The organism is Promicromonospora sp. NPDC023805, from assembly GCF_040639635.1.
Taxonomy (GTDB): Bacteria; Actinomycetota; Actinomycetes; order Actinomycetales; family Cellulomonadaceae; genus Promicromonospora.
The window spans coordinates 291253-310435 of the sequence record NZ_JBFAAH010000002.1; the positions used below are offsets into that span (position 1 = coordinate 291253).

Annotated in this window: 26 protein-coding genes and 3 tRNA genes; 12 read left to right on the forward strand and 17 right to left on the reverse strand. The window is 69.5% G+C overall.

The annotated features are described in order from the left end of the window. Nucleotides 1-79: 79 nt before the first annotated feature. The 6 genes from AB0F70_RS04740 to AB0F70_RS04765 form a co-directional block, all read right to left on the reverse strand. Complete coding sequence (locus AB0F70_RS04740; RefSeq protein WP_357444023.1) at nucleotides 80-502, reverse strand: MaoC/PaaZ C-terminal domain-containing protein; 423 nt, start codon at nucleotides 500-502, stop codon at nucleotides 80-82. Continuing rightward, nucleotides 499-984: a MaoC family dehydratase N-terminal domain-containing protein gene (locus AB0F70_RS04745; RefSeq protein ID WP_357444024.1), complete on the reverse strand. Its 486-nt coding sequence runs from the start codon at nucleotides 982-984 to the stop codon at nucleotides 499-501. The genes AB0F70_RS04740 and AB0F70_RS04745 overlap by 4 nt, the downstream gene beginning before the upstream one ends. A gap of 6 nt (nucleotides 985-990) precedes the next feature. Continuing rightward, complete coding sequence (gene rpmG, locus AB0F70_RS04750) at nucleotides 991-1161, reverse strand: 50S ribosomal protein L33 (RefSeq protein WP_013837798.1); 171 nt, start codon at nucleotides 1159-1161, stop codon at nucleotides 991-993. Between the two features lie 84 nt (nucleotides 1162-1245). Then, nucleotides 1246-1322: transfer RNA gene (locus AB0F70_RS04755), tRNA-Met, on the reverse strand. Between the two features lie 87 nt (nucleotides 1323-1409). After that, nucleotides 1410-1482: transfer RNA gene (locus tag AB0F70_RS04760), tRNA-Thr, on the reverse strand. Nucleotides 1483-1716: 234 nt separating this feature from the next. Then, nucleotides 1717-1798, reverse strand: a tRNA-Tyr gene (locus AB0F70_RS04765). A gap of 128 nt (nucleotides 1799-1926) precedes the next feature. Between AB0F70_RS04765 and rarD the strand changes: the two genes are divergently transcribed. Further along, on the forward strand, nucleotides 1927-2829 hold the full coding sequence (gene rarD, locus AB0F70_RS04770; RefSeq protein WP_357444027.1) for an EamA family transporter RarD: 903 nt from the start codon (nucleotides 1927-1929) through the stop codon (nucleotides 2827-2829). Nucleotides 2830-2887: 58 nt separating this feature from the next. Here rarD and AB0F70_RS04775 read toward each other — a convergent pair whose 3' ends face one another. Then, a complete protein-coding gene (locus tag AB0F70_RS04775; protein WP_357444029.1) occupies nucleotides 2888-3409 on the reverse strand; it encodes a carboxymuconolactone decarboxylase family protein in 522 nt (173 codons plus the stop codon). Nucleotides 3410-3505: 96 nt separating this feature from the next. On the opposite strand from AB0F70_RS04775, the gene AB0F70_RS04780 reads away from it, so the two are divergent. Next, nucleotides 3506-4441, forward strand: coding sequence for a sigma-70 family RNA polymerase sigma factor (locus tag AB0F70_RS04780; RefSeq protein ID WP_357444031.1), 936 nt, complete (start codon nucleotides 3506-3508; stop codon nucleotides 4439-4441). Between the two features lie 41 nt (nucleotides 4442-4482). Then, nucleotides 4483-5352: a carbohydrate kinase family protein gene (locus tag AB0F70_RS04785; RefSeq protein WP_357444033.1), complete on the forward strand. Its 870-nt coding sequence runs from the start codon at nucleotides 4483-4485 to the stop codon at nucleotides 5350-5352. 69 nt (nucleotides 5353-5421) lie between these two features. Here AB0F70_RS04785 and AB0F70_RS04790 read toward each other — a convergent pair whose 3' ends face one another. After that, on the reverse strand, nucleotides 5422-6918 hold the full coding sequence (locus AB0F70_RS04790; RefSeq protein ID WP_357444035.1) for a glycoside hydrolase family 43 protein: 1497 nt from the start codon (nucleotides 6916-6918) through the stop codon (nucleotides 5422-5424). A gap of 211 nt (nucleotides 6919-7129) precedes the next feature. Between AB0F70_RS04790 and AB0F70_RS04795 the strand changes: the two genes are divergently transcribed. From AB0F70_RS04795 to AB0F70_RS04805, 3 genes are read left to right on the forward strand one after another with little or no spacing between them, the layout of a single operon-like run. Further along, nucleotides 7130-7588 (forward strand): SRPBCC domain-containing protein, encoded by a 459-nt coding sequence (locus AB0F70_RS04795; RefSeq protein WP_357444037.1) that lies wholly within the window; start codon nucleotides 7130-7132, stop codon nucleotides 7586-7588. A gap of 3 nt (nucleotides 7589-7591) precedes the next feature. After that, on the forward strand, nucleotides 7592-8095 hold the full coding sequence (locus AB0F70_RS04800; protein ID WP_357444038.1) for an SRPBCC domain-containing protein: 504 nt from the start codon (nucleotides 7592-7594) through the stop codon (nucleotides 8093-8095). Continuing rightward, complete coding sequence (locus tag AB0F70_RS04805) at nucleotides 8092-8466, forward strand: helix-turn-helix domain-containing protein (RefSeq protein ID WP_357444039.1); 375 nt, start codon at nucleotides 8092-8094, stop codon at nucleotides 8464-8466. The genes AB0F70_RS04800 and AB0F70_RS04805 overlap by 4 nt, the downstream gene beginning before the upstream one ends. Before the next feature lie 7 nt (nucleotides 8467-8473). Here the strand turns inward: AB0F70_RS04805 and AB0F70_RS04810 are convergent, their stop codons facing one another. The 6 genes from AB0F70_RS04810 to AB0F70_RS04835 form a co-directional block, all read right to left on the reverse strand. Beyond that, complete coding sequence (locus AB0F70_RS04810; protein ID WP_357444041.1) at nucleotides 8474-9346, reverse strand: HAD hydrolase family protein; 873 nt, start codon at nucleotides 9344-9346, stop codon at nucleotides 8474-8476. Continuing rightward, on the reverse strand, nucleotides 9343-9765 hold the full coding sequence (locus AB0F70_RS04815; RefSeq protein ID WP_357444043.1) for a type II toxin-antitoxin system VapC family toxin: 423 nt from the start codon (nucleotides 9763-9765) through the stop codon (nucleotides 9343-9345). The genes AB0F70_RS04810 and AB0F70_RS04815 overlap by 4 nt, the downstream gene beginning before the upstream one ends. Then, nucleotides 9762-10001, reverse strand: coding sequence for a type II toxin-antitoxin system Phd/YefM family antitoxin (locus AB0F70_RS04820; protein WP_357444045.1), 240 nt, complete (start codon nucleotides 9999-10001; stop codon nucleotides 9762-9764). Before AB0F70_RS04820 ends, AB0F70_RS04815 begins: the two co-directional genes overlap by 4 nt. A gap of 75 nt (nucleotides 10002-10076) precedes the next feature. After that, on the reverse strand, nucleotides 10077-10235 hold the full coding sequence (locus tag AB0F70_RS04825) for a hypothetical protein (RefSeq protein WP_357444047.1): 159 nt from the start codon (nucleotides 10233-10235) through the stop codon (nucleotides 10077-10079). Nucleotides 10236-10369: 134 nt separating this feature from the next. Further along, complete coding sequence (locus tag AB0F70_RS04830; RefSeq protein WP_357444049.1) at nucleotides 10370-11119, reverse strand: sulfite exporter TauE/SafE family protein; 750 nt, start codon at nucleotides 11117-11119, stop codon at nucleotides 10370-10372. Nucleotides 11120-11122: 3 nt separating this feature from the next. Then, the gene (locus AB0F70_RS04835) at nucleotides 11123-11743 is read right to left on the reverse strand and encodes a TetR/AcrR family transcriptional regulator (protein ID WP_357444051.1); all 621 of its coding nucleotides are present in this window, start codon (nucleotides 11741-11743) and stop codon (nucleotides 11123-11125) included. A gap of 99 nt (nucleotides 11744-11842) precedes the next feature. On the opposite strand from AB0F70_RS04835, the gene AB0F70_RS04840 reads away from it, so the two are divergent. Together AB0F70_RS04840 and AB0F70_RS04845 are read left to right on the forward strand one after the other, a co-directional pair. Then, a complete protein-coding gene (locus AB0F70_RS04840; protein WP_357444053.1) occupies nucleotides 11843-13354 on the forward strand; it encodes an MFS transporter in 1512 nt (503 codons plus the stop codon). Further along, complete coding sequence (locus tag AB0F70_RS04845) at nucleotides 13347-13778, forward strand: nuclear transport factor 2 family protein (RefSeq protein WP_357444055.1); 432 nt, start codon at nucleotides 13347-13349, stop codon at nucleotides 13776-13778. Before AB0F70_RS04840 ends, AB0F70_RS04845 begins: the two co-directional genes overlap by 8 nt. A 23-nt stretch (nucleotides 13779-13801) precedes the next feature. On the opposite strand, the gene AB0F70_RS04850 is transcribed toward AB0F70_RS04845, so the two are convergent. Beyond that, nucleotides 13802-14383, reverse strand: a complete 582-nt coding sequence (locus AB0F70_RS04850; RefSeq protein WP_357444057.1) for a hypothetical protein — start codon at nucleotides 14381-14383, stop codon at nucleotides 13802-13804. 87 nt (nucleotides 14384-14470) lie between these two features. On the opposite strand from AB0F70_RS04850, the gene AB0F70_RS04855 reads away from it, so the two are divergent. Then, nucleotides 14471-14812 carry a helix-turn-helix domain-containing protein gene (locus AB0F70_RS04855; RefSeq protein WP_357444059.1) on the forward strand — a complete coding sequence of 114 codons (342 nt, stop codon included), beginning with the start codon at nucleotides 14471-14473 and terminating at the stop codon, nucleotides 14810-14812. 44 nt (nucleotides 14813-14856) lie between these two features. Beyond that, nucleotides 14857-15876 carry a MerR family transcriptional regulator gene (locus tag AB0F70_RS04860; RefSeq protein WP_357444061.1) on the forward strand — a complete coding sequence of 340 codons (1020 nt, stop codon included), beginning with the start codon at nucleotides 14857-14859 and terminating at the stop codon, nucleotides 15874-15876. A gap of 193 nt (nucleotides 15877-16069) precedes the next feature. Here the strand turns inward: AB0F70_RS04860 and AB0F70_RS04865 are convergent, their stop codons facing one another. Next, the gene (locus tag AB0F70_RS04865) at nucleotides 16070-17275 is read right to left on the reverse strand and encodes a helix-turn-helix transcriptional regulator (protein ID WP_357444063.1); all 1206 of its coding nucleotides are present in this window, start codon (nucleotides 17273-17275) and stop codon (nucleotides 16070-16072) included. A gap of 90 nt (nucleotides 17276-17365) precedes the next feature. After that, entirely contained in the window at nucleotides 17366-18172 is an 807-nt protein-coding gene (locus tag AB0F70_RS04870) for an NAD-dependent epimerase/dehydratase family protein (RefSeq protein WP_357444065.1), read from the reverse strand. Between the two features lie 266 nt (nucleotides 18173-18438). Between AB0F70_RS04870 and AB0F70_RS04875 the strand changes: the two genes are divergently transcribed. Then, nucleotides 18439-18687: a hypothetical protein gene (locus AB0F70_RS04875; protein ID WP_357444067.1), complete on the forward strand. Its 249-nt coding sequence runs from the start codon at nucleotides 18439-18441 to the stop codon at nucleotides 18685-18687. Next, on the forward strand, nucleotides 18684-19178 hold the full coding sequence (locus AB0F70_RS04880) for an HAD hydrolase family protein (RefSeq protein WP_357444069.1): 495 nt from the start codon (nucleotides 18684-18686) through the stop codon (nucleotides 19176-19178). Before AB0F70_RS04875 ends, AB0F70_RS04880 begins: the two co-directional genes overlap by 4 nt. Nucleotides 19179-19183 lie beyond the last annotated feature (5 nt).

The window sequence follows — 19183 nt, forward strand, 5'->3', positions numbered from 1 at the left end:
CCATACATGGGGACGAGAGAATCACACCCGATCCGGGGGCGCATGTGAAGTAAAGACCTGGAACCGGGTCGCCGGAGCGTCAGAGGCGGACGAGCACCTGGGTGCGGCCCAGGACCTTTGCCCCGTCGACGGTGACGGCGAGGTCCACGCGGACGGTGCCGGCCTCGGTGTCGATCGCGCCGATGGTGCCCATGACGTCGATCGACGCGCTACCCGGGTTGGGCACCTCGACAGGCTTGGTGAACCGCGTCTGGTAGTCGACGACGGCCCCCGGGTCGCCCGCCCAGTCCGAGACCAGGCCGACGACGGTGCCCATGGTGAGCATGCCGTGCGCGATCACGCCGGGCAGACCCGCGCCCACTGCGAACTTGTCGTTCCAGTGGATCGGGTTGAGGTCGCCGCTCGCACCCGCGTAGCGGACGAGCGCCGCGCGGTCGAAGGTGACCGCGCGCGTGCCGATCACGTCGCCCACGGCGAGGTCAGCGATGTCGGGGCGGCTCATGCGTCCGCACCTCGGATCGCCAGCGTGGACGTGACGGTGGCGACGGGTTCGCCGAGGCTGTCGGCCTCGGGGGACGGCACCTGGATGCTCTCCGGTATCGCGTAGATCTCGCAGCGGGTGGTCACCATGCTGATGGCCCCCCGGGAGACGACCCGGTCCACGTGCAGCACCGTCGTCAGCTCGTCGCCTGCGACGATCGGGCGGTGGTGCGTGAAGCGCTCGTCCGCGTGCACCACACGGGAGAAGTCGATGTCGGCCTCGGGGTCGCTGATGTACTGCGACTCCGCGCGCTGCGCGACGACGACGGCGAACGTCGGCGGAGCAACCAGGTCCTGATAGCCAGAACCCCGCGCCGCCACGAGATCGTGGTGCGCGGGGTGCGTGGCTCCGACGGCACTGGCGAACTCGCGGATCTTCTCGCGACCTACGGAGTAGGGAGCGTTGGCCGGGTAGACCCGGCCCTCGAAGTCAGCGTTCGCCACCAAAACTCAACGAGTCTCGCGGTGCGACGTGTGCTTGCCACAGCGCGGGCAGAACTTCGCCAGCTCCAGGCGGTCAGGGTCGTTACGACGGTTCTTCTTGGTGATGTAGTTCCGCTCCTTGCAGTCCACGCATGCGAGCGTGATCTTCGGGCGGACATCCGCACTCTTGCTTGCCATGGCTCTCACCTCCGCGCCTCGAGAGGGAGGCGCCATGTGTCTTCTCGTCGTCCGGCATAGGGACGCCGAACGGATGTACTTGCTTGGTAGCGAGGGCGGGGCTCGAACCCGCGACCTCACGATTATGAGTCGTGCGCTCTGACCAGCTGAGCTACCCCGCCGCGCGTGACTGAACGCGAGGCCGTCCGCCGTTGTTCCCTCACCAGTATCACTGCTGAGAGAAACGGACGACCCCGCGTCGATCACAGAGCCCCGAAAGGGAATCGAACCCTTGACCTTCTCCTTACCATGGAGACGCTCTGCCGACTGAGCTATCGGGGCGGCGAGGAAGACTCTACATGCCCTCCGGCCTGGCGTGAAATCGAATCGGGTGTGACTTGTGCCGCCCTGCTCGCCAGGCTGCGCACCGGGCGCAAAAGGGACTGGTCCCGGGCTGTCGGTCTACAGCCGTTCGGCCACGCCACGGCGGAAGAGGGACCTCGAGAACCGGGTTCGATCTCGGCCGGGAACGAGAACAGGACGCCATCCCTGAGGATGACGCCCTGCTCGTCGCGGTGGCGGATGAGGGATTCGAACCCCCGTAGGCTGTGCCAGCTGATTTACAGTCAGCCCCCTTTGGCCGCTCGGGTAATCCGCCGCGAACGGACTCAACCATAGCCCCCAACCGGCCCGCGCGAGAAATCGAAAAGAGGCCTCGGCCTGGTGACGCGCCCCACACGGCTCGCCGCGATCCGGGCCGGCGGGCGGGGGACCTATCGTGACGGCGTGACACACCAACAAGATCGCTGGGGTCTGCCCCTCGGCATCGGGGCCTACCTGCTCTGGGGCGGGATGCCGCTGTTCTTCCCGCTGCTGCAGCCGGCGGGTGCCCTGGAGATCGTGGCGCACCGCATCGTGTGGAGCCTGCTCTTCTGCCTGATCGCGCTCGCCGCGCTGCGCCAGCTCGGTGACTTCCGCACCGCCCTGCGTTCGCCGCGCCTCCTGGGCACGTTCGCCGTCGCGGCGGCGCTGATCGTCGTCAACTGGGTCGTCTATGTGTACGCCGTGCTCAGCGACCGCGTGCTCGACGCCGCCCTTGGCTACTTCATCAACCCGATAGTCACCGTGCTGCTCGGTGTGCTGGTGCTGCGCGAGCGGCTGCGGCCCGCGCAGTGGGTCGCGATCGCCTTCGGCGCCGCGTCGGTCGTCGTGCTGTCCACCGGGCTGGGTGGCCTGCCCTGGGTCTCGCTGTGCCTTGCGGTGTCGTTCGGCCTGTACGGGCTCGTGAAGAACCGCGTGGGCCGCACCGTCGCGGCGCTGCCCGGCCTGGCCGTCGAGACGGCGGTCGCCACGCCGTTCGCGCTCGCCTACATCCTCTGGCTCGGCAGCTCCGGGACGTTCACCGGGCACGGCACCGGGCATGCGCTGCTGCTCATGTCGGCCGGCATCGTGACGGCCCTGCCGCTGCTCCTGTTCGGTGCAGCGGCGCGGCGTCTGCCGCTGTCCGTCGTCGGGATGCTGCAGTACCTGGCTCCCGCCATCCAGTTCCTGGTGGGACTGCTCGTGTTCGGCGAGCACATGCCCGCCGCGCGCTGGGCCGGGTTCGCGCTGGTGTGGGTGGCGCTGGCGCTGCTCACCGTGGACGGGATCCGGCAGGCTCGGCGGACGCCGCGGCCGGGGCTGGACTGATCCGGCCGGCCGTTGGTCGGGCTTGGCGGGTCTCGACAAGCCCGACCGTCGGGGCTGCTCAGTAGCCGGTGCCGGTTACCTGGCGGGTCGTCACGTTGAGGCGGTTGTAGAGGTTGGTCACCCCGACGTAGAGCACCAGCGCGGCGAGCCCCTGCTCGTCGTAGTGCTCCGACGCACGCGCCCAGACGACGTCGGGCACCGGGTCCGGGCTGTCGGCGAGCCGCGTCACGGCCTCGGCCAGCTCGAGCGCCGCGCACTCGGCGTCGGACAGGTAGGGCGACTCGCGCCAGGCGGAGACCGAGGCGAGGCGGTCCTCCGACTCGCCGGCCTTGCGCGCCTGCTGCATCCCGTAGTCGATGCACCAGCCGCAGCCGTTGATCTGGCTGGCGCGGAGGTGCACCAGCTCGAGCGTGGTCGCCGGGACGCCCTGACCGTGGACCAGCTGACCCAGCGCGGCCAGGTGCTTCACCGCGCCCGGCACGAGGATCGCCGGGCTCGTCATCCGGGAGGTCAGCGTCCGCAGGTGCGGGGTAGTGGACGCCTCGGGGGCGAAGTCGTGCGTGGTGGTCTCGGTGGTCATCGTGGCCCTCTCGTCATGGCCGGGGTGCCGGCCGGTCACACCGGCGCCCTGCGCGCCGTCACACTCCTGACGACCCCGAGAACGAGGATGTGACAGATGAACCCCGACGAGCTCGCCACCGCCTTCGAGCAGCACCGGCCCCGCCTGCGTGCGGTCGCGTACCGGATGCTCGGCAACCCCGACGATGCCGACGACGCGCTGCAGGAGGCCTGGCTGCGCCTGAACCGCACCGGCGACGCCGAGATCGACAACCTCGCCGCCTGGCTGACCACCGTCACGGGCCGGATCTGCCTGGACATGCTCCGGTCCCGGTCGACGAGACGTGAGGCGCCGCTGCCCACCGGGCTGCCCGACGACCTCGGGCCCGAGCTTCCCCACGGCGACGTCCCCGACCCCGCACAGGAGGCGGAGCTGGCCGACGTCGTCGGGCTGGCCATGCAGATAGTGCTGCAGAGCCTCGACCCGGCCGAACGCCTGGCGTTCGTGCTGCACGACCTGTTCGCCGTCCCCTACGAGCAGATCGCCCCGGTGCTGGGCCGCTCGGTCGCCGCGGCGCGTCAGCTCGCGAGCCGCGGACGGCGGAGGGTGCAGTCCGGTGCGGCGGCTCAGGACGGCGCCGGAGCCGGCTCCCGGACCGCCGCCGAGACCCGGACCGACCGGCAGGTCGTCGAGGCGTTCCTCACGGCGTCCCGGACGGGTGACCTGGCAGGTCTCCTGGCGGTGCTCGCACCGGACGTGGTCCTGCGGGCCGACCAGTCCGCCGTCGAGACGGCGGCGGCGTCCGCCGACAAGGGCGCTCCGCTGCTGGCGCGCGAGGTGCGCGGGGCCGCGGCGGTCGCGGAGTCGTTCCGGGGACGAGCGGGAGGCGCCGTGCCCGCGCTCGTCGGTGGCTCCGTCGGGTTCACGTGGGCGCCGGGCGGCACGCCGCGCGCCGTGTTCGCGGTGGTCGTGCACGAGGGGCGCATCGTCTCCGTCGACCTGGTGGGCGACCCGGCCGCCATCGCCGTGCTGGACGTGGAGCTGCTGGGCTGACCGCCCGCGGCTGTGTCGGTGGCGGATGGCAGGGTGTGCGCATGAACGCTCCTCGCACAGTGGTGGCCGGACCGGCGGCGTGGAACACGCTGGTCCGGCTCGACCAGCTGCCCGACCCCAGGCCGCACACCGTGTTCGCGCGTGGCGCGGTGCGGACACTGGGCGGTACGAGCGCGGGCAAGGTCCTGCACCTCGCGGATCTCGGGGTGGCGAGCACGCTCGCCACCGACGTCGGGACCGATCAGGAGGGCGACCTGATCCTCGCGGCGCTCGAGCGTGCGCGGGGTGCAGAGATCCTGGGCCGCCGGGTCGCCGGACCCTCGGAGCAGCACCTGAACCTGATGACCGACGCCGGCGAGCGTCTCTCGATCTATCTCGCCACGCCCGCGGCGTCACCCGGGCCCGACGCCGCGGCCGTGGCTCGGGTGGCCGCCGCCGAGCACGTGGTGCTGGACCTGAGCGTCGTCGGGCTGAGCCTGCTTCCCGCCGCCGTGGCGAGCAGGGCGACGCTCTGGACCGACCTGCACGACTACGACGGCGTGGCCGAGTTCCACCGGCCGTTCGCCGACGCGTGCTCGTACGTCTTCCTCAACGACGACGGTACGGAGGACCACCGGGCCCTCATGACGTCGCTGCTGGAGCGGGGCGCGAGCACGGTGGTGTGCACCCTCGGAGCGCGGGGCGCCGTCGCGCGTACCGCCGAGGGCTGGTTCGAGTGCCCTGCTGAGCCCGTCGACGTCGTCGACACGAACGGCGCGGGCGACGCGTTCTTCGCCGGGTTCTTCGCCGCCCGTCTCACCGGTGCGGGCACCGCGGAATGCCTCCGGGCCGGCGCCCGCCAGGCCACCCGGGCCCTGAGCACGGCCCACCTGTCCCCGCTCCTCGACGAGCAACCTCCGTTGCGAGCGTGATCGTTGCGGCCAGGACGGCCACGCAGGCGCAACGATCGCGCTCACAACAGAGGCCCTACCTTCGGGTGGTCAGCTCACCCCGCGGAACGTTGCGTCCGCGCGGCCGGCCGCGTCGGTGATCGTGTCGAGCCGGAGCACATAGCCGTAGTGCCTGAGGTACCGGTCAGGGAAGTTGTACGACTGGTAGGACGTCCAGGAGGACGAGGCCAGGCCGGGGACCGCCCGGAAGCTGGCGTCGGACCGGAAGGTCGACGTCCCGTCGTAGCGCGCCAGGGTGAGGTCGAGGTCCCAGTGCCGCAGGTAGTGGTCGGGGTGGTTCACGGACTGGAACGAGACGGTCCCGCTGCCCGCCAGGCCCGGGACGATCCGCCACTGGCCGTCCTGGGCGGGCGACACATTGGGGTCGATACGCACGTCGTAGTTGGCGTGGCGCAGGTACCGGTCCTGGAAGTTGTAGGACTGGACCCGGCTGACCGCCGTGCTCGCCCACCGGCCGAGGACCCGGTTCCGCTCGGCGGTGGTGACCTGCAGGATCGATCCGTGCCGCTTCCGCGTGCCGCCCAGGTTGTACGAGCTCACCGTCTGGAAGTTCTGCGTACTGCCGAGGTTGGTCGAGCGGATCGGCATGTAGCCGCGGCCGGTGGCGTACTGGTCGAGCCACAGCGCCCAGGACGTCCCGTTGTTGAACGGCATCCACATGGGGCCCTCGACGACGTTCCCGCCGCCGGTGCCGTTGGAGATGCCCATGTGGGACAGGTTCCCGATGGTGGTCCACGTGCCGAGGATCGAGTTGCTGCCCTCGATGGTGATGTGGCCGTCGGCGGAGGCGCGGTAGTACCGGTAGCCGCCGACGCTCGTCGGGGACTCCACGATCTGGGTGTCGATGATGCCCTGCGTGCTGCTGGGGCGGTCGATGTAGAGCTGCGCGGTGGTGAAGGTCCGGAAGTCCCTGGTGCGCGAGTAGTAGATCCGATGCTTGGTGACGCCGTCGCGGGGCGCGTTCGTCGCCCAGTAGACGACGTAGTCGCCGGTGGCGGGGTCGTAGATCGCCTCGGGTGCCCACGCGTTGCCCGCGCCGGAGATCCCGCCCGCGACGTTGACGAGACGTGGCTCCGACCAGTCCACCAGGTTGGTGGACTCCCAGACGACGAGCGACGTGCTGCCGCGGTTGGCGGCGTCCGACCAGGACGTCCCGCTCGCGATGCGGAGGTCCGTCGCGATGATCCAGTACCTGTCGCCCTGCGGTGAACGGACGATCGCGGGGTCCCGGACGCCGCGGGTACCGACCGTCGACACCACCACCGGTGCGCCGTTGTTCAGGTCGGACCAGTTCAGGCCGTCGGTGCTGTGGGCAAGGTAGATCTGCTCGCCGCTGGTGGACTCGCCGGTGAAGTGCGCCATCAGGTACCCGGTGAACGGGTCGAGGGCGGCCGCGCGCTGCGCGGTCGCGACGACCCACGTGCAGGTCAGCAGGGCCAGGACGGCGAGCATCGCGACGGTGGTGGTCATGGTGCGCCGCAGGGCGACGGCCGGACTCGCTTGCGCGTTCCTTCGGGTACTGCTCATGGCTCTCTCCTTTGAGGACCTTACGGAAGACGGGCGGCGGCGCCCGGCGTCGTGCACGAACGCCTGATGTTAGCGCTCACAACAGGTCGGCGAAAGGTGCTTCCCGACACTTCCTGGAGCGAAATGTGCAACCAAGGGTTGCGCGTCCCCGTTCGGCGACCTAGAGTCACATGCAACCAAAGGTTGCACTACTCACACTGGAGGAACTGAGATGGTCGACATCCTGCACCGGGTCGGCGCACTGGCACCGCGCGAGAAGGTCTACGAGGCGATCGCGACGCCCCACGGCGTCGCGAGCTGGTGGACGAAGGACACGACTGGCGAAGGGACGGTCGGCAGCACGCTGACGACGACCTTCAACGACGCCGCCGGGAAGCGGCTCGGGTTCTTCGAGCTCGAGATCACCGAGCTCGACCCGGCCGGTTCGGTGGACTGGCTCGTCACCGGAGGACCCGACGAGTGGATAGGCACGCACATCCACTTCGACCTCAAGGAGGAGGACGGGTTCACGATCGTGCTGTTCGGCCACACCGGCTGGAAGGAGCCGGTCGAGTTCATGAACCACTGCAGCACCAAGTGGGCCACCTTCCTGATGAGCCTCAAGCGGTTCGTCGAGACCGGCACGGGTGAGCCGTCGCCGCACGACGTGCAGATCAGCAACTGGCACTGACGCATGGTCTCCTTGCACCCGGACACGACGAAAGGCTGGTCGGCGATGGAGTACTGCACGATCGAGCGAGAGATCTACATCGAGGCCTCACCCGAGGTCGTCTTCGACGTGGTGAGCAGTCCCGAGCACGTGCGGGAGTGGTGGTCCGACGAGGCGGAGTTCGGCCCCGAGCCGGGGAAGCCGGGCTGGGTCGGCTTCGGGAACCTCGCCCAGGACGGCCACAAGGCTCAGCTCACGGTCGCCGACGCGGTGCCGTACACGCACTTCTCGTTCCGCTGGACCCACGAGGAGGGGGAGGTGGCCGTCGCGGGAAACTCGAACCTGGTCGTCTTCGAGCTGCTGCCATCGGGCGGCGGCACCCTCCTGAAGTTCACCGAGAGCGGCTTCCGCGAGCGCGGCTGGGACGAGGCGAAGGCCGCCGCCGAGCACGCCGACCACAGCAACGGCTGGGACCACTTCCTGCCGAGGCTCAGCGTGTACGCCGCGACCGTGGGCGCGGGCACATGAGCGTGGCGGTGGACGACGACCTCTGGTCGGCGATCGGGGACCCGACCCGTCGGCGGCTGCTCGACCTGCTGCTGAGCGACGGCCACGGGACGGCGACGAGCCTGAGCGAGCGACTACCCGTGACCCGGCAGGCCGTGGCCAAACACCTCGGCGTGCTCGACCAGGCCGGCCTGGTGCACGGCACGACGGCCGGCCGGGAGAAGCTGTACCGGGTCGACGAGGAGCAGCTCGCCCGCGCCGTCGGGCAGCTCATGGAGGTCGGCACGGCCTGGGACGGCCGCCTCGGCCGCATCCGCCGGATCGCCGAGCGCATCCAGCGCGAGGCCAGCACGGCGGCCGGCACCGGGGCCGGTGGGGAGCCGTCCCCCTGAGTCGCGCTCACCGACGCGGCCGGAGAGCTCCGTCCAGTGCGGAGGCGAGCTCTTCGGCCACGCCGTCGGCGTCATGGTGCCCGACGACGGCGTCCGCGCTCGCCAGTACGTCGCGGTGGGCGTTCGCGACGGCGATGCCGCGGCCCGCCCAGGTGAGCATCGGCAGGTCGTTGGGCATGTCGCCGAACGCCCAGACGTCGGAGGCGTCGACGCCGAGCCGAGTGCACCAGCGGGCCAGCGCAGCGGCCTTGTCGACGCCGGGCGGCATGAGCTCGGCCAGGCCGACGGCGCCCGAGTACGCGAGCTGCGCGTGCGGCCCGACGGCGCCCCGGACCGCGGCGAAGAACTGCTCCTGCGCGAGCCGGATCTCCTCCGGCGGGTCGACGAAGATGCCCGGCGGCGGGATGTAAGCGGGGTCGAGCGCGAGAATCTTGGACACCTGACCGGTCACGCCGAGCGTGTCCTCGACCGGCACCGACCACAGGCCTGGGTCGAGCGCCGGCTCCCGGTTCGGGTAGTGCGGGTCAAACGTGACGCCGTCGGGCCGCTCGAAGGCAAGCGCCGCGTGCGGCAGGGCGGCGCGGATCCCGGCCACCGCGGCGCGTACGTCGTCGTCGTCGAACCCGCAGGTGTCGAGGGTCTCGCCGGAGGCGAGGTCCAGCACGCAGGCCCCGCCGATGCAGATGACCCGGCCGTGGCCGCCGACGGTGTCGGCGAGGTGGGTCAGCCAGCGCGGTGGACGAGCGGTCACGAACACGACCTCGACGCCCGCCGCGTCCAGGTCCGCGAGGACCTGCCGGGTGCGGTCAGAGACCTTGCCGTCGCTGCGGAGGAGCGTGCCGTCGAGATCGGTGGCGACCACGCGGGGCAGGTGGGTCACTGCTCATCCCACGGGTTGACGAGCGGGATGACCATGGGCTCGAAGTCCGCAACGTTGCGCGTCGCAAGGGTCAGGCCATGTACTTGCGCGGTCGCCGCGATGAGAGCGTCGTGGGCAGGCCGACGATCAGGCACATGGAGCCGGGCCGCAGCATCAGCCACCGCCTGGTCGACGTCCAGCACTCGCCCCAGGTAGCTGGGCAGCACGCTCTTCTCCAGCCAGACATCCAGAATCTCAGCTTGCTGAGGGTCGCGCCGGCGCTTCGACTCGATACCGGCGCGCAGCTCCAGCACGGTAATGACCGAGAGCGAGGTATCCGACGGCGACAGATCTCCCGCCCAGTCATTGAACTGCTCCGAGCGCCGTTCGGCAGGCTTCCGGAGTTCGGACACGACGTTGGTGTCCAGAAGAAACTTCACCAGTCGATCTCCCGCGTCGAGCCCTCGGGGCGTACCGGTTCGAACTCGATCTCTTCCGGCATAACAAAGGCATCCGCCAGGCTGACGTCGGTGCCTGTGAGCCGCTGGTAGTCCGCGAAGGTCAGTAGCACATGCGACGGCCGACCGTGGTCGGTGATGACTACCGGACCGCGGGCGGCGGCACGCTTGACCGCACTCACGTCGTGGTTCAGCTCGCGAGAAGTGACAACACTCATCCGCGATCACCTCCAATGTAGGTACGTACCTACAGTACGCTGTCATCGAGACGGCGTACAGGCAGCGCGGGACAGTCAGCGCATGGCGCCGACCACGGGCACCCATTCGCGGATTCTGGTGACCTCGACACCCGGCGTCCGGTAGTAGGGATCGGCGTCGAGGATGCGGTCCAGCTCCGGGCGTGCGGCCAGGCGCTCAGGTGCGGCGGTGAAGGTCAGCTCGAGAATCAGCATGCGGGCGACGGTACGGTCGGACGATGCGGCGATCGGTATCGGCCGATACATCGGCGGCCTGGCAGGCGCTGGCCGCCGTACTGCTGCTGGCACCGGAGCTCCTCGCTCTCCGGACCGGCGTCTGAGCCGCCGCATCAGCGGATCAGCAGCGCTCCCACCGACACGAGCGCCGACACCACGAGCAGGCAGAGGACCACGCGCTCGTACCGCGAGCTGCCGAAGGCGTGAAACGCCCTCGCCCCCACCTGCTGCCCCAGCAGCGCCGCGCCGACGAGGGGAAGCCAGTACTCGTACGTCACCCACGTCCCGGCGAGCACCAGCGACGCGACGCTCAGCGGGAGGCGCACGAGCGAGACCGTGACGAGCGTGTCGCGCATCGCGTGCGGCTTCAGGTCCCGGTGGACCAGGTAGTAGACGCTCGGCGGGCCGCCGAGCGAGGTCGAGGTGCTCAGCGCACCCGACAGAAGTCCGGCAGGCACCGCCCATACGGGCCGGACGACGACGTCCCGTTCCCGCGAGCGCAGGCGCAGGCGCAGGACCACCGCGCCGATCACCACGCAGGCCACGAAGATCTGCAGGCCGGACGCAGGCAACCAGGCGAGCAGCCAGGCGCCGGCCAGCATGCCCGGCACCGACCAGCCGGCCAGCGCCCACACCTCACGGGCGACCGGGCGCGGCACGCTGCGCCGCATCGCAAGGATCGCTACGTCACAGACGGTGCCGGTGATGATGATCGTCGAGACCGCCTCCGCGCCCCCGATGGTCGCGGCGAGCAGCGGGGCGCTCAGCAGCGCGAACCCGAACCCCGACAGCGACTGCAGGATCGCGCTCACGAAGATCAGCCCGAAGAGGGCGCCGAGGAGGATCCCGCCGTCCAGATGCACGGTTCAGGCGGCTCGCAGCCCGACGGCGGGCAGGATCACCCCGTCGATGTTCGAGAGCAGGAACTCCCGGTCGACGGGCGTGCGCAGCATGAGCACCCGGTACGCGACCAGAGCCGGGCCGATCATGCAGAGCTTCTCGACGTCGACGTCCGCCGGGATCTCGCCCCTGTCGATCGCACGCTGGAAGAAGATGCGGTTGACGGCCGCGCGCGGCTCGACCAGTGCCGCGTGCGCGGCGGCGGCCATCTCGGGGTTGCGGGCGATCATGGAGACGATCCCGGCCATCACCTTGAGCTTGCGTTCGCTGTCGCGGATGCTCGGCGGCTTGATCATCGCCACCAGGTCACCGCGCAGCGTCCCGGTGTCGGGCAGGCTGTCGAGGTCGAGGTCCCTGCCCTTCATGCAGGCGACCGCGTCGAGCACCAGGTGGGACTTGGACGGCCACCGGCGGTAGAGCGTCGCCTTGCCCGCCTTGGCGCGCGTCGCGACCATGTCGATGGTCATCCCGTCGTAGCCGGTCTCCGCCAGGACGTCGAGCGCGACGTCCAGGATCTCGGGGTCGCGGGTGTGGTCCCGCTTGCGCCCCAGCCGGGGCTTCACCTCGGCCTGCTCGATCTGCGCCATCGCAGTCGCCCTCCTTCCTGTCGGACTCGACCTTACCGTTGGGTTAATTATTGAACCAGCCATATCCGGAACTAGTCAGTACCGTATATGGTGCCAGGCATGTCCGATACCTCAACACCCGCGACCGACCGTCGGCGCTGGATCACGCTCGTCGTGGTCGGGCTCGCACAGCTCATGGTCGTGCTCGACGCGACAGTCGTGAACATCGCGCTCCCCTCGGCCCAGGCCGACCTCGGCTTCTCGGACGGTCAGCGCCAGTGGGTCATCACCGCCTACTCCCTCGCCTTCGCCAGCCTGCTCCTGCTCGGCGGGCGCCTCTCCGACCTCATCGGCCGCAAGCGCACCTTCACCATCGGGCTCATCGGCTTCGCGATCGCCTCGGCCCTCGGTGGTGCGGCAGGCTCGTTCGAGCTGCTGGTGGCCGCCCGTGCGCTGCAGGGCATGTTCGGCGCGCTGCTCGCCCCCACCGCGCTCGCCGTGCTGACGACCACCTTCACCGTCCCGAAGGAACGCGCCCGCGCCTTCGGCGTCTTCGGCGCGATCGCCGGCGCCGGTGGCGCCGTCGGGCTGCTGCTCGGCGGTGTCCTGACGGAGACTCTCGACTGGCGCTGGAACCTCTACATCAACGTCTTCATCGCCGCGTTCGCCCTCGTCGGCGCCCTTGTCTTCATCCCGCGCGTCACGCGGACCGGCCCGCGGCCGAGGCTGGACGTCCCGGGCACGCTGCTCGTGTCGGGCGCGCTCTTCGGCCTCGTCTACGGCTTCTCGAACGCCGAGACCGGCGGCTGGGACGCGCCCCTGACCTGGGGCATGCTGGCCGGCGCCGCCGTGCTGCTGACCGCGTTCGTCGCCTGGCAGGCGCGAGCGGCCCACCCGCTGCTGCCGCTCTCGATAGTCCTCGACCGGAACCGTGGCGCCGCGTACCTCTCGGTGCTGATCGCGGGTGCGGGGATGTTCGGCATCTTCCTCTTCGTCACCTACTACCTGCAGCTCACGCTCGGGTACTCACCGATCCAGACGGGCCTGTCGTTCCTGCCCATGATCGGCATGCTCGTGCTCGCCGCACAGCTCGGCACCAACCTGTTCGTGCCCCGGTTCGGCCCCAAGGTGCTGGTACCGATCGGCATGACGCTCGGCGCGCTCGGCATGCTCGACCTCACGTTCCTGGACGCGTCGAGCACCTACGCGGCGAACGTCCTGCCGGGCCTGATGGTCATCGGCTTCGCCATGGGAACGATCATGCCCGCGTCTATGCAGACCGCCACGCTCGGCGTGGACCGGCAGTTCGCCGGCGTCGCGTCGGCGATGGTGAACACGAGCCAGCAGGTGGGTGGCTCGATCGGCACGGCGCTGCTCAACACGCTGGCCGCCACCGCTACCGCCGACTACCTCCTGGCCCATGCCCCCGTCACCGAGGCGATCGGCACGCAGGCGGCCATCACCGGCTACTCGACCGCGTACTGGTGGGGAGCGGGGTTCTTCGCCCTGGGAGCAGTGGTGTCTGCGCTGCTCTTCCGCCGTCGCGGTGACGGCCCGTCGCTCGCACACGCCGACGCCGAGCAGCCGCTGGCCGAGCGCGTACCGGAGCCGGCGGGCGCGGCCCATGTCTGAGGCCACCGAGGCTGCGCGGCGCCTGATCGAAGCGACCGTCACCGACGTCGACGCACTCGCCGACGTCTATGCGGACCGGGCCGTGATCGAGATGCCGTTCGCGGCTCCGCTCTTCCCGGTCGTACGTGACGTCACGCGAGATGAGTTGCGCACCGGATTCACTCGGCCGGGGAGGCCGCGCTACACGGGGGTGAGCGACGTTCGTATCCATGAGACCGGCGCGGCGAACGCCGCCGTCCTGGAGTACCGGCTGCACGGCGTCACAGCTGAGGAGGAACGAGAGTTCACGCTCGACTACATCATGGTCATCACGACGCAGGACGGCCAGATCGTGCACTCTCGCGACTACTCGAACCCCGTCCAGGCCGCACAGGCCATGGGGATGACCGAGAAGCTGATCACGGCACTGGGCTCCATCGCCTGACACTCGTCCTCGGCGGTCTTCCGTCAGCTGCGGACCCGGCGGTCCACGGCGATCCAGTTCGTCTCCCACGTCGTGCCGCCGTCCGCCGAGAACGCCTGCTCGAACCTCGCCTCGTCCTTGCTCACCCGGACGATGAGGAACCGCACCTTGATCGGGCGGCCGTCGAGCTGGTCGTCGCCGTAGAACTCGCCGACGCCGTCGCGGAAACCGCCGTACACCGCCGGGGTGAGCAGACCGTCGCGGAGGTTGACGAAGGTCAGGCTCCACCTCTGCGCCTGCGGCTCGTACAGCCGCAGATTGAGCGCTTCGATGCGGCCGTTCGGCCCCGACACGTCGAGCTCGACGACGTTGGCCCGCCGGTCCGCGAGGGGCCGCACCGTACTGGTGCCGGCGAACTCGAGCCATTGATCCGGGGACTCCGAGAGCGGGTCGGCGAGGACCTGCACGGTGGTGCGCCAGGTGCCGATCTCCCAGTTGAAATCCCGTTGGCCGTCGGCGACCGCCGATGAGGCGGGCGGCGGTGCTGCGGTGCCCGATGCCGCCGTCGCGAGAAGCATGAGAGCGGAAAGGCCTGCGGTCAGGATCCTTCGGTATGGAATGGTCATGGTCCGACTATCGAGCGGAGCACTGCCGTGAACAAGAAGGCACCTGCGGGTAACCCCTCTCGTCCCAATCCGCTGCCTGGCTGCCCGATGGCGGCGGCTTTCGCCGCCATCGGCGGGAAGTGGAAGCTGACCCTGCTCTACTGGCTCGCCCACGGGGAGACCCACTTCGCCGGCCTGCGCCGCAGAGGGGCGCCCATCACGCCCAAGGTGCTTGCCGAGCAGCTGCGCGAGCTCGAGGCCGACGGACTCGTCGAACGTGTGGTGACCGGACCGGTCCCCGCGCCCGTCATCTACCGGCTCACTCCGTACGGGGCCTCGGTCCTGCCCGTCGTCGAGGGAGTGCGGGTCTGGGGCGAGGCTCACCTGCGGCGCACCGAGGGCGAAGCCGCACCGGACGCGGCGATGGGCTGCGCCAGCACTATCGCGTAGCCCGGAGTTGCATCTTCCGTAGCGGCATGTGGTCCCGTGGACTCATGTCCCGCCCCACCGAGGAAGGCTCCCTGCTCATGTATTCGTCCTTCATCCCGCCGCGCCAGGTCAAGATCGGTGACGCGGCGGCCTTCGTCGGCACGACGCCGCGGGCAATCCGGCACTATCACGAGATCGGCCTGCTTCCCGAGCCCGAGCGGGGCGGTGACGACCGCCGCCGCTACGGCTACGAAGACATGATCCGGCTGCTGTGGATCCGCAGGATGGCCGACGCAGGGATCGCGCTGGACGACATCCGTAACGCGTTCGCCGACGCGGCTCCTGCCGGGGCGGCTCCTACTACCGCTCCTGCCGCTGCCGACGGCGACGGCGACGGCGACGGCGACCACGGCATCGCGGGCATCCTGGAACGGCTGGAGGAGACGCTCGTCGCCCAGGAAGCAGAGCTGCGGCGACAGCGGACCGCCGTGCAGCGCATGCGCACCGAGGGCAGCAGGATGGGCCTGCTCTCCGACTTCGTCACCAGCCGCCTCAAAAGCCTGCCCGAGGGCTCCCTGCGCCAGGCGGACCTGGACAACATGCTGGTCATCGAGCGGATCTTCGGCCCGCTCGGTGCGGCCGTCAACGCCACCCGGTACATCGCCCTGTCCACCCATCCGGAACTGCGGGAGCAGTCCGACCGCATTGATGCCGCCGAGGAGGCACTCGACGACACTGTCGCCGTCGACGACCCCCGCGTGGCCCAGGTGGCTGCCCAGCGGCACGCCTTCGAGAAGGCGCTCGAAACCGTCATCGACGATTCCGGCCTGGCGCAGGAGGACGATGCGCTCTTCGACGCCTGGGATGCCTTGCATCCCCCTACCCCTGACGCGGGCGAAGCCGGCCGAGGCTCCGTGAGGGAACCGGGGTCCATGAGCGCATTCGAGGCCACCGGGAAGATGCCCTACGACTGGTCCCCGGCCCGCCTGCGCTGCATACAGCTGGCCGGAGAGCTCGCGGCGGCCTCCTGGGAGACCGAACGGGCGGTTACCGGTGTTCCCGGCAACCGCCCGTCGAACGGGTGAGACGTCAGCGGTAGTTCGTGGATCGCAGTCCGGACATCTGGCACGGTATGGCGGGAGCGGCAACGGCCGGGAGCGTTGGAATTCCAACGCTCCCGGCCGTTGGTCGTGTTGGGGCCGGGTGGGCTGGCGCGGACCTCTTGCGGACTATCTGCGGACTGAGCGCGGGCGGTCATGGCCGCGCGGATCGCGTAACTCAGCCGTTCGCGTCTGTGCCGACCCAGGCGTTGAACCGGACCAAGGGCTCGTTCGCGTGTCGGTGGGCGCGTGTCAGCATGCGCAGCACCTCGCGGGTCGTGGGGTGGTGACGTGTCTGCTGCGGAGCGACCTTCCGCGCCTGTTGCAGGCTGGCCAGTGCTTGTTCGTTGCGGTTCTGCCAGAGGTAGGCGCGGGCCAGGTCCATGTAATGATGCCCGGCGCGGATGGCGGGCACTGCGCTGGACAAGCGGACGTTCTCAGCACGTCCGAGTGCGCGCGCTCCATCGCCAAGTTCGATAGCAGCGGCCACGTCGTGGATTGCGACGTTGCTAGGCCCGAAGGAAAGCTGATGCCATCCGCCGTCGGTGTCGGCCCCGAGGCGAGCGCTGATCTGTCGCGCTTCGTCCAGGTGGGTGTCAACTGTCCCTGTGTTCCCGGCGCGGGCGGCGAGGATGGCGGAGCGCAGGTGCAGCGGTCCTCGCATGGAGATCGTGGCCAGGTCGTCAGCGGTAGCGATCTGGCTCTGGACTCTGTCGAGCAGACGAAGGCCGACGTCGTACGCACCAGTGCGGAGCAGGGACGTGGTGCGGCTCCACGCGGCCAGTGCGCCCATGAGCGGGTCGGCCGACTGGATGGCCGACCATTGCAGACGCTCTTCGATGACCGTCGACAGGTCCTGGTAACCGGTCTTGTACGTGACCGAGTGAGCGGCGAACAGCAACACCGCCATGATCTCGAAATAGCGCTCGCGCTCGGTCCCTTCCTCGCGATGGACGGCCGTCGCCGTCTCCAGTAGGAGCGCGGGGAGCCGTTCGGCGATCTGCACATGCCTATCGCTCTGCCGAAGCCGAGAGATCTCCCGGGCGTCAGCCGTGATCTCGGCCCGAGTCCGCGGCGGGGTGTGCGTCTCGGGCGGCAGGTCCCAGTACGCCAACGCGCGGCGAAGGCCTGGCATGAGGGCGTGGATTCGGTCGGGCCGACGCCCGTCGAAGCCGTAGGGCTGACCGGTGAGGACGGTGACCTCGACATCGAGCGGCTTGGAGACAGCCGCGATCAGAACGGGGGTGGCATCGCGCGTGCCCTGTTCCACCTTGCGCAGCAGGGACAGGCTGATCGAGGCATGTTGCGCCAGGGCGACCTGCGTTATCCCGCGCGTCTTGCGGTAGTGCGCGATCCGGCGGCCGATCGATTCGTCGTCGTTCATGCTTCGCATCCCTGATGTGAGTTCAGGCCAACCTGGAGCCTACGCCTCTGCGTACGGGTGGCGGGAGGGCCCGGTGACTCGATCTTGGGGTCAACCGTTGTTGGCGTGCGGCCAGTGGGCCTTGGCAAATGCTGTGGTGCAGGCCGGGAGGTCTTCGTCCGGCAGCACGGAGAGGATGCCCGCCTCACGAGCGCGGGACGAGTCGATCCGGTAGTTGAGTGGGTCCGGCGCGTCCGAGCCGACGACCCGAGCGGCGAACCAGTCCGCCGCCGGCCCTGCGGCGTCGGCGAAGGTCGCATCGGCAGAACTGACGTTGAACACACCTGCAACGCGCATCCGTGCTGCCGCCAGCAGCGCACGGGCGGCTTGATCGCGGTGCAGCCATCCGCGCCAGTGAGCGGGGTCCGGAACGGTGACCGTGCCGTGGTCGCTGGCCTCGGTAAGCCACTGCTCGACCCGGTCTCGTCGATCCCCTCGCGGGTCCGGCCCGTACAGGGCACCCAAGCGGAGGACCGTCGTGCTGATCTGGGCTGCGGCCAACGCTTGTTCACCGGCGGCCTTGACTCGGGCATGAGGTGCGAGCAGTTCCAGCGGTGCGTCCTCGGTGCAAGGCTCACCGGGCTGGTCGCCGTAGACAGTGCACGTCGATACGTATGCCACGTGCGCACCTGGTGGCACGGCCTTGATCAGTTCGGCGAGGCGAGCGGGTTCGTCGTGCTTGGCACCGTCCAACAACCACACGATCACAGGCGCGGTCGTCTCTGCGAGAGCCCTCGGGAGGTCGCTCCACGCAACCGCTCCAGGTTCGGTACCGGCTCGGGATACGACGACCGCGTCATCCGGAGCCAAGCCCACCAAGGCCGAGCCCACGTAACCGTTCCCACCGACGACGAACATGCGCGTCTCCTCACCCAGTACGACTCAACGGACCCTCGACACGCTACCGGTGGTGCGCGGGCCCGCGTGTGCCGCTCGGCCGGGTGACACATGAATGTGTCACCCGGCTTCCCGCCCCAGATCCAAAGTTGATCCTGACCAGCCTGTGACCATGCGGGCTTGCCATCGAGACGACTGACTGCGAGCGATCAGAGGCGGCTGTGATGGGACTTCATCTGCATCATCGAGAAGAGGCGTCGGGTGTCCCAGACCTCCTCTCGTTCGCAATGGGCATCGCTGACGATGCCGTCAAGGTCGTAGGGCCGGAGCACATCGAGATCGTCACCCTGACCAGGGGCCGGATCTGTCTACAGCCGACCGACTTGAACCAGGGCGAGCACATTGCCCGCGCGCTCGGGCTGGACGCACCGTTGGATCACAGGATGTTCGTTCCCGGGCACACGCTGTGGACGGGTGAACGCCATGGCCTGGAGGTCCAGGTCCGGTCGGTGCTGCGTCAGATGGTGGTCCGATGAGTGCCACGACCACGACGTGCTCCCGGACCCTTGTGGCGCTCGATATCGATGGGACGCTCGTGGGAGAAGGGAACAGGATCCCGTCCGGAACGGTCGAAGAACTAGACCTTGTCCGTGCTGCCGGGCACGAGGCCGTGCTCGCCACCGGACGCTCGCTGATCGGACTGGTGCCAATCGCGATCCGGCTGGGGCTAACCGACAGTTGGGGCGTGTGCTCCAACGGCGCCTTGACCGTGCGCCTGGACCCGTCTGCACCGTCGGGATACGAGGTCGTTGCCGCTCACACGTTCGACCCAGGACCGGTGATCCGCCGCGCCATGGAGATCGTTCCAGAAGTGCGGGTCGCGGTGGAGGAGGTCGGCTGGGGCTGGCGCACCAACGCCCCGTTCGAGCCGGGAGAGTGTTCCGCCCCGGGTTTGATGGAGACATCGAAGACCCGGAGGATTGGGAGCTATGTCGGCACCACGGAAGTACCCCGACGAGTTGCGTGAGCGTG

Bases quoted from the DNA above. Each gene is read 5' to 3' on its own strand.
- AB0F70_RS04740 (WP_357444023.1), bottom strand. From the start codon at position 502: ATGAGCCGCCCCGACATCGCTGACCTCGCCGTGGGCGACGTGATCGGC.
- rpmG (WP_013837798.1), bottom strand. From the start codon at position 1,161: ATGGCAAGCAAGAGTGCGGATGTCCGCCCGAAGATCACGCTCGCATGC.
- AB0F70_RS04775 (WP_357444029.1), bottom strand. From the start codon at position 3,409: ATGACCACCGAGACCACCACGCACGACTTCGCCCCCGAGGCGTCCACT.
- AB0F70_RS04780 (WP_357444031.1), top strand. From the start codon at position 3,506: ATGAACCCCGACGAGCTCGCCACCGCCTTCGAGCAGCACCGGCCCCGC.
- AB0F70_RS04785 (WP_357444033.1), top strand. From the start codon at position 4,483: ATGAACGCTCCTCGCACAGTGGTGGCCGGACCGGCGGCGTGGAACACG.
- AB0F70_RS04790 (WP_357444035.1), bottom strand. From the start codon at position 6,918: ATGAGCAGTACCCGAAGGAACGCGCAAGCGAGTCCGGCCGTCGCCCTG.
- AB0F70_RS04795 (WP_357444037.1), top strand. From the start codon at position 7,130: ATGGTCGACATCCTGCACCGGGTCGGCGCACTGGCACCGCGCGAGAAG.
- AB0F70_RS04800 (WP_357444038.1), top strand. From the start codon at position 7,592: ATGGTCTCCTTGCACCCGGACACGACGAAAGGCTGGTCGGCGATGGAG.
- AB0F70_RS04805 (WP_357444039.1), top strand. From the start codon at position 8,092: ATGAGCGTGGCGGTGGACGACGACCTCTGGTCGGCGATCGGGGACCCG.
- AB0F70_RS04820 (WP_357444045.1), bottom strand. From the start codon at position 10,001: ATGAGTGTTGTCACTTCTCGCGAGCTGAACCACGACGTGAGTGCGGTC.
- AB0F70_RS04825 (WP_357444047.1), bottom strand. From the start codon at position 10,235: ATGCTGATTCTCGAGCTGACCTTCACCGCCGCACCTGAGCGCCTGGCC.
- AB0F70_RS04835 (WP_357444051.1), bottom strand. From the start codon at position 11,743: ATGGCGCAGATCGAGCAGGCCGAGGTGAAGCCCCGGCTGGGGCGCAAG.
- AB0F70_RS04840 (WP_357444053.1), top strand. From the start codon at position 11,843: ATGTCCGATACCTCAACACCCGCGACCGACCGTCGGCGCTGGATCACG.
- AB0F70_RS04845 (WP_357444055.1), top strand. From the start codon at position 13,347: ATGTCTGAGGCCACCGAGGCTGCGCGGCGCCTGATCGAAGCGACCGTC.
- AB0F70_RS04850 (WP_357444057.1), bottom strand. From the start codon at position 14,383: ATGACCATTCCATACCGAAGGATCCTGACCGCAGGCCTTTCCGCTCTC.
- AB0F70_RS04855 (WP_357444059.1), top strand. From the start codon at position 14,471: ATGGCGGCGGCTTTCGCCGCCATCGGCGGGAAGTGGAAGCTGACCCTG.
- AB0F70_RS04860 (WP_357444061.1), top strand. From the start codon at position 14,857: ATGTCCCGCCCCACCGAGGAAGGCTCCCTGCTCATGTATTCGTCCTTC.
- AB0F70_RS04865 (WP_357444063.1), bottom strand. From the start codon at position 17,275: ATGAACGACGACGAATCGATCGGCCGCCGGATCGCGCACTACCGCAAG.
- AB0F70_RS04870 (WP_357444065.1), bottom strand. From the start codon at position 18,172: ATGTTCGTCGTCGGTGGGAACGGTTACGTGGGCTCGGCCTTGGTGGGC.
- AB0F70_RS04875 (WP_357444067.1), top strand. From the start codon at position 18,439: ATGGGCATCGCTGACGATGCCGTCAAGGTCGTAGGGCCGGAGCACATC.
- AB0F70_RS04880 (WP_357444069.1), top strand. From the start codon at position 18,684: ATGAGTGCCACGACCACGACGTGCTCCCGGACCCTTGTGGCGCTCGAT.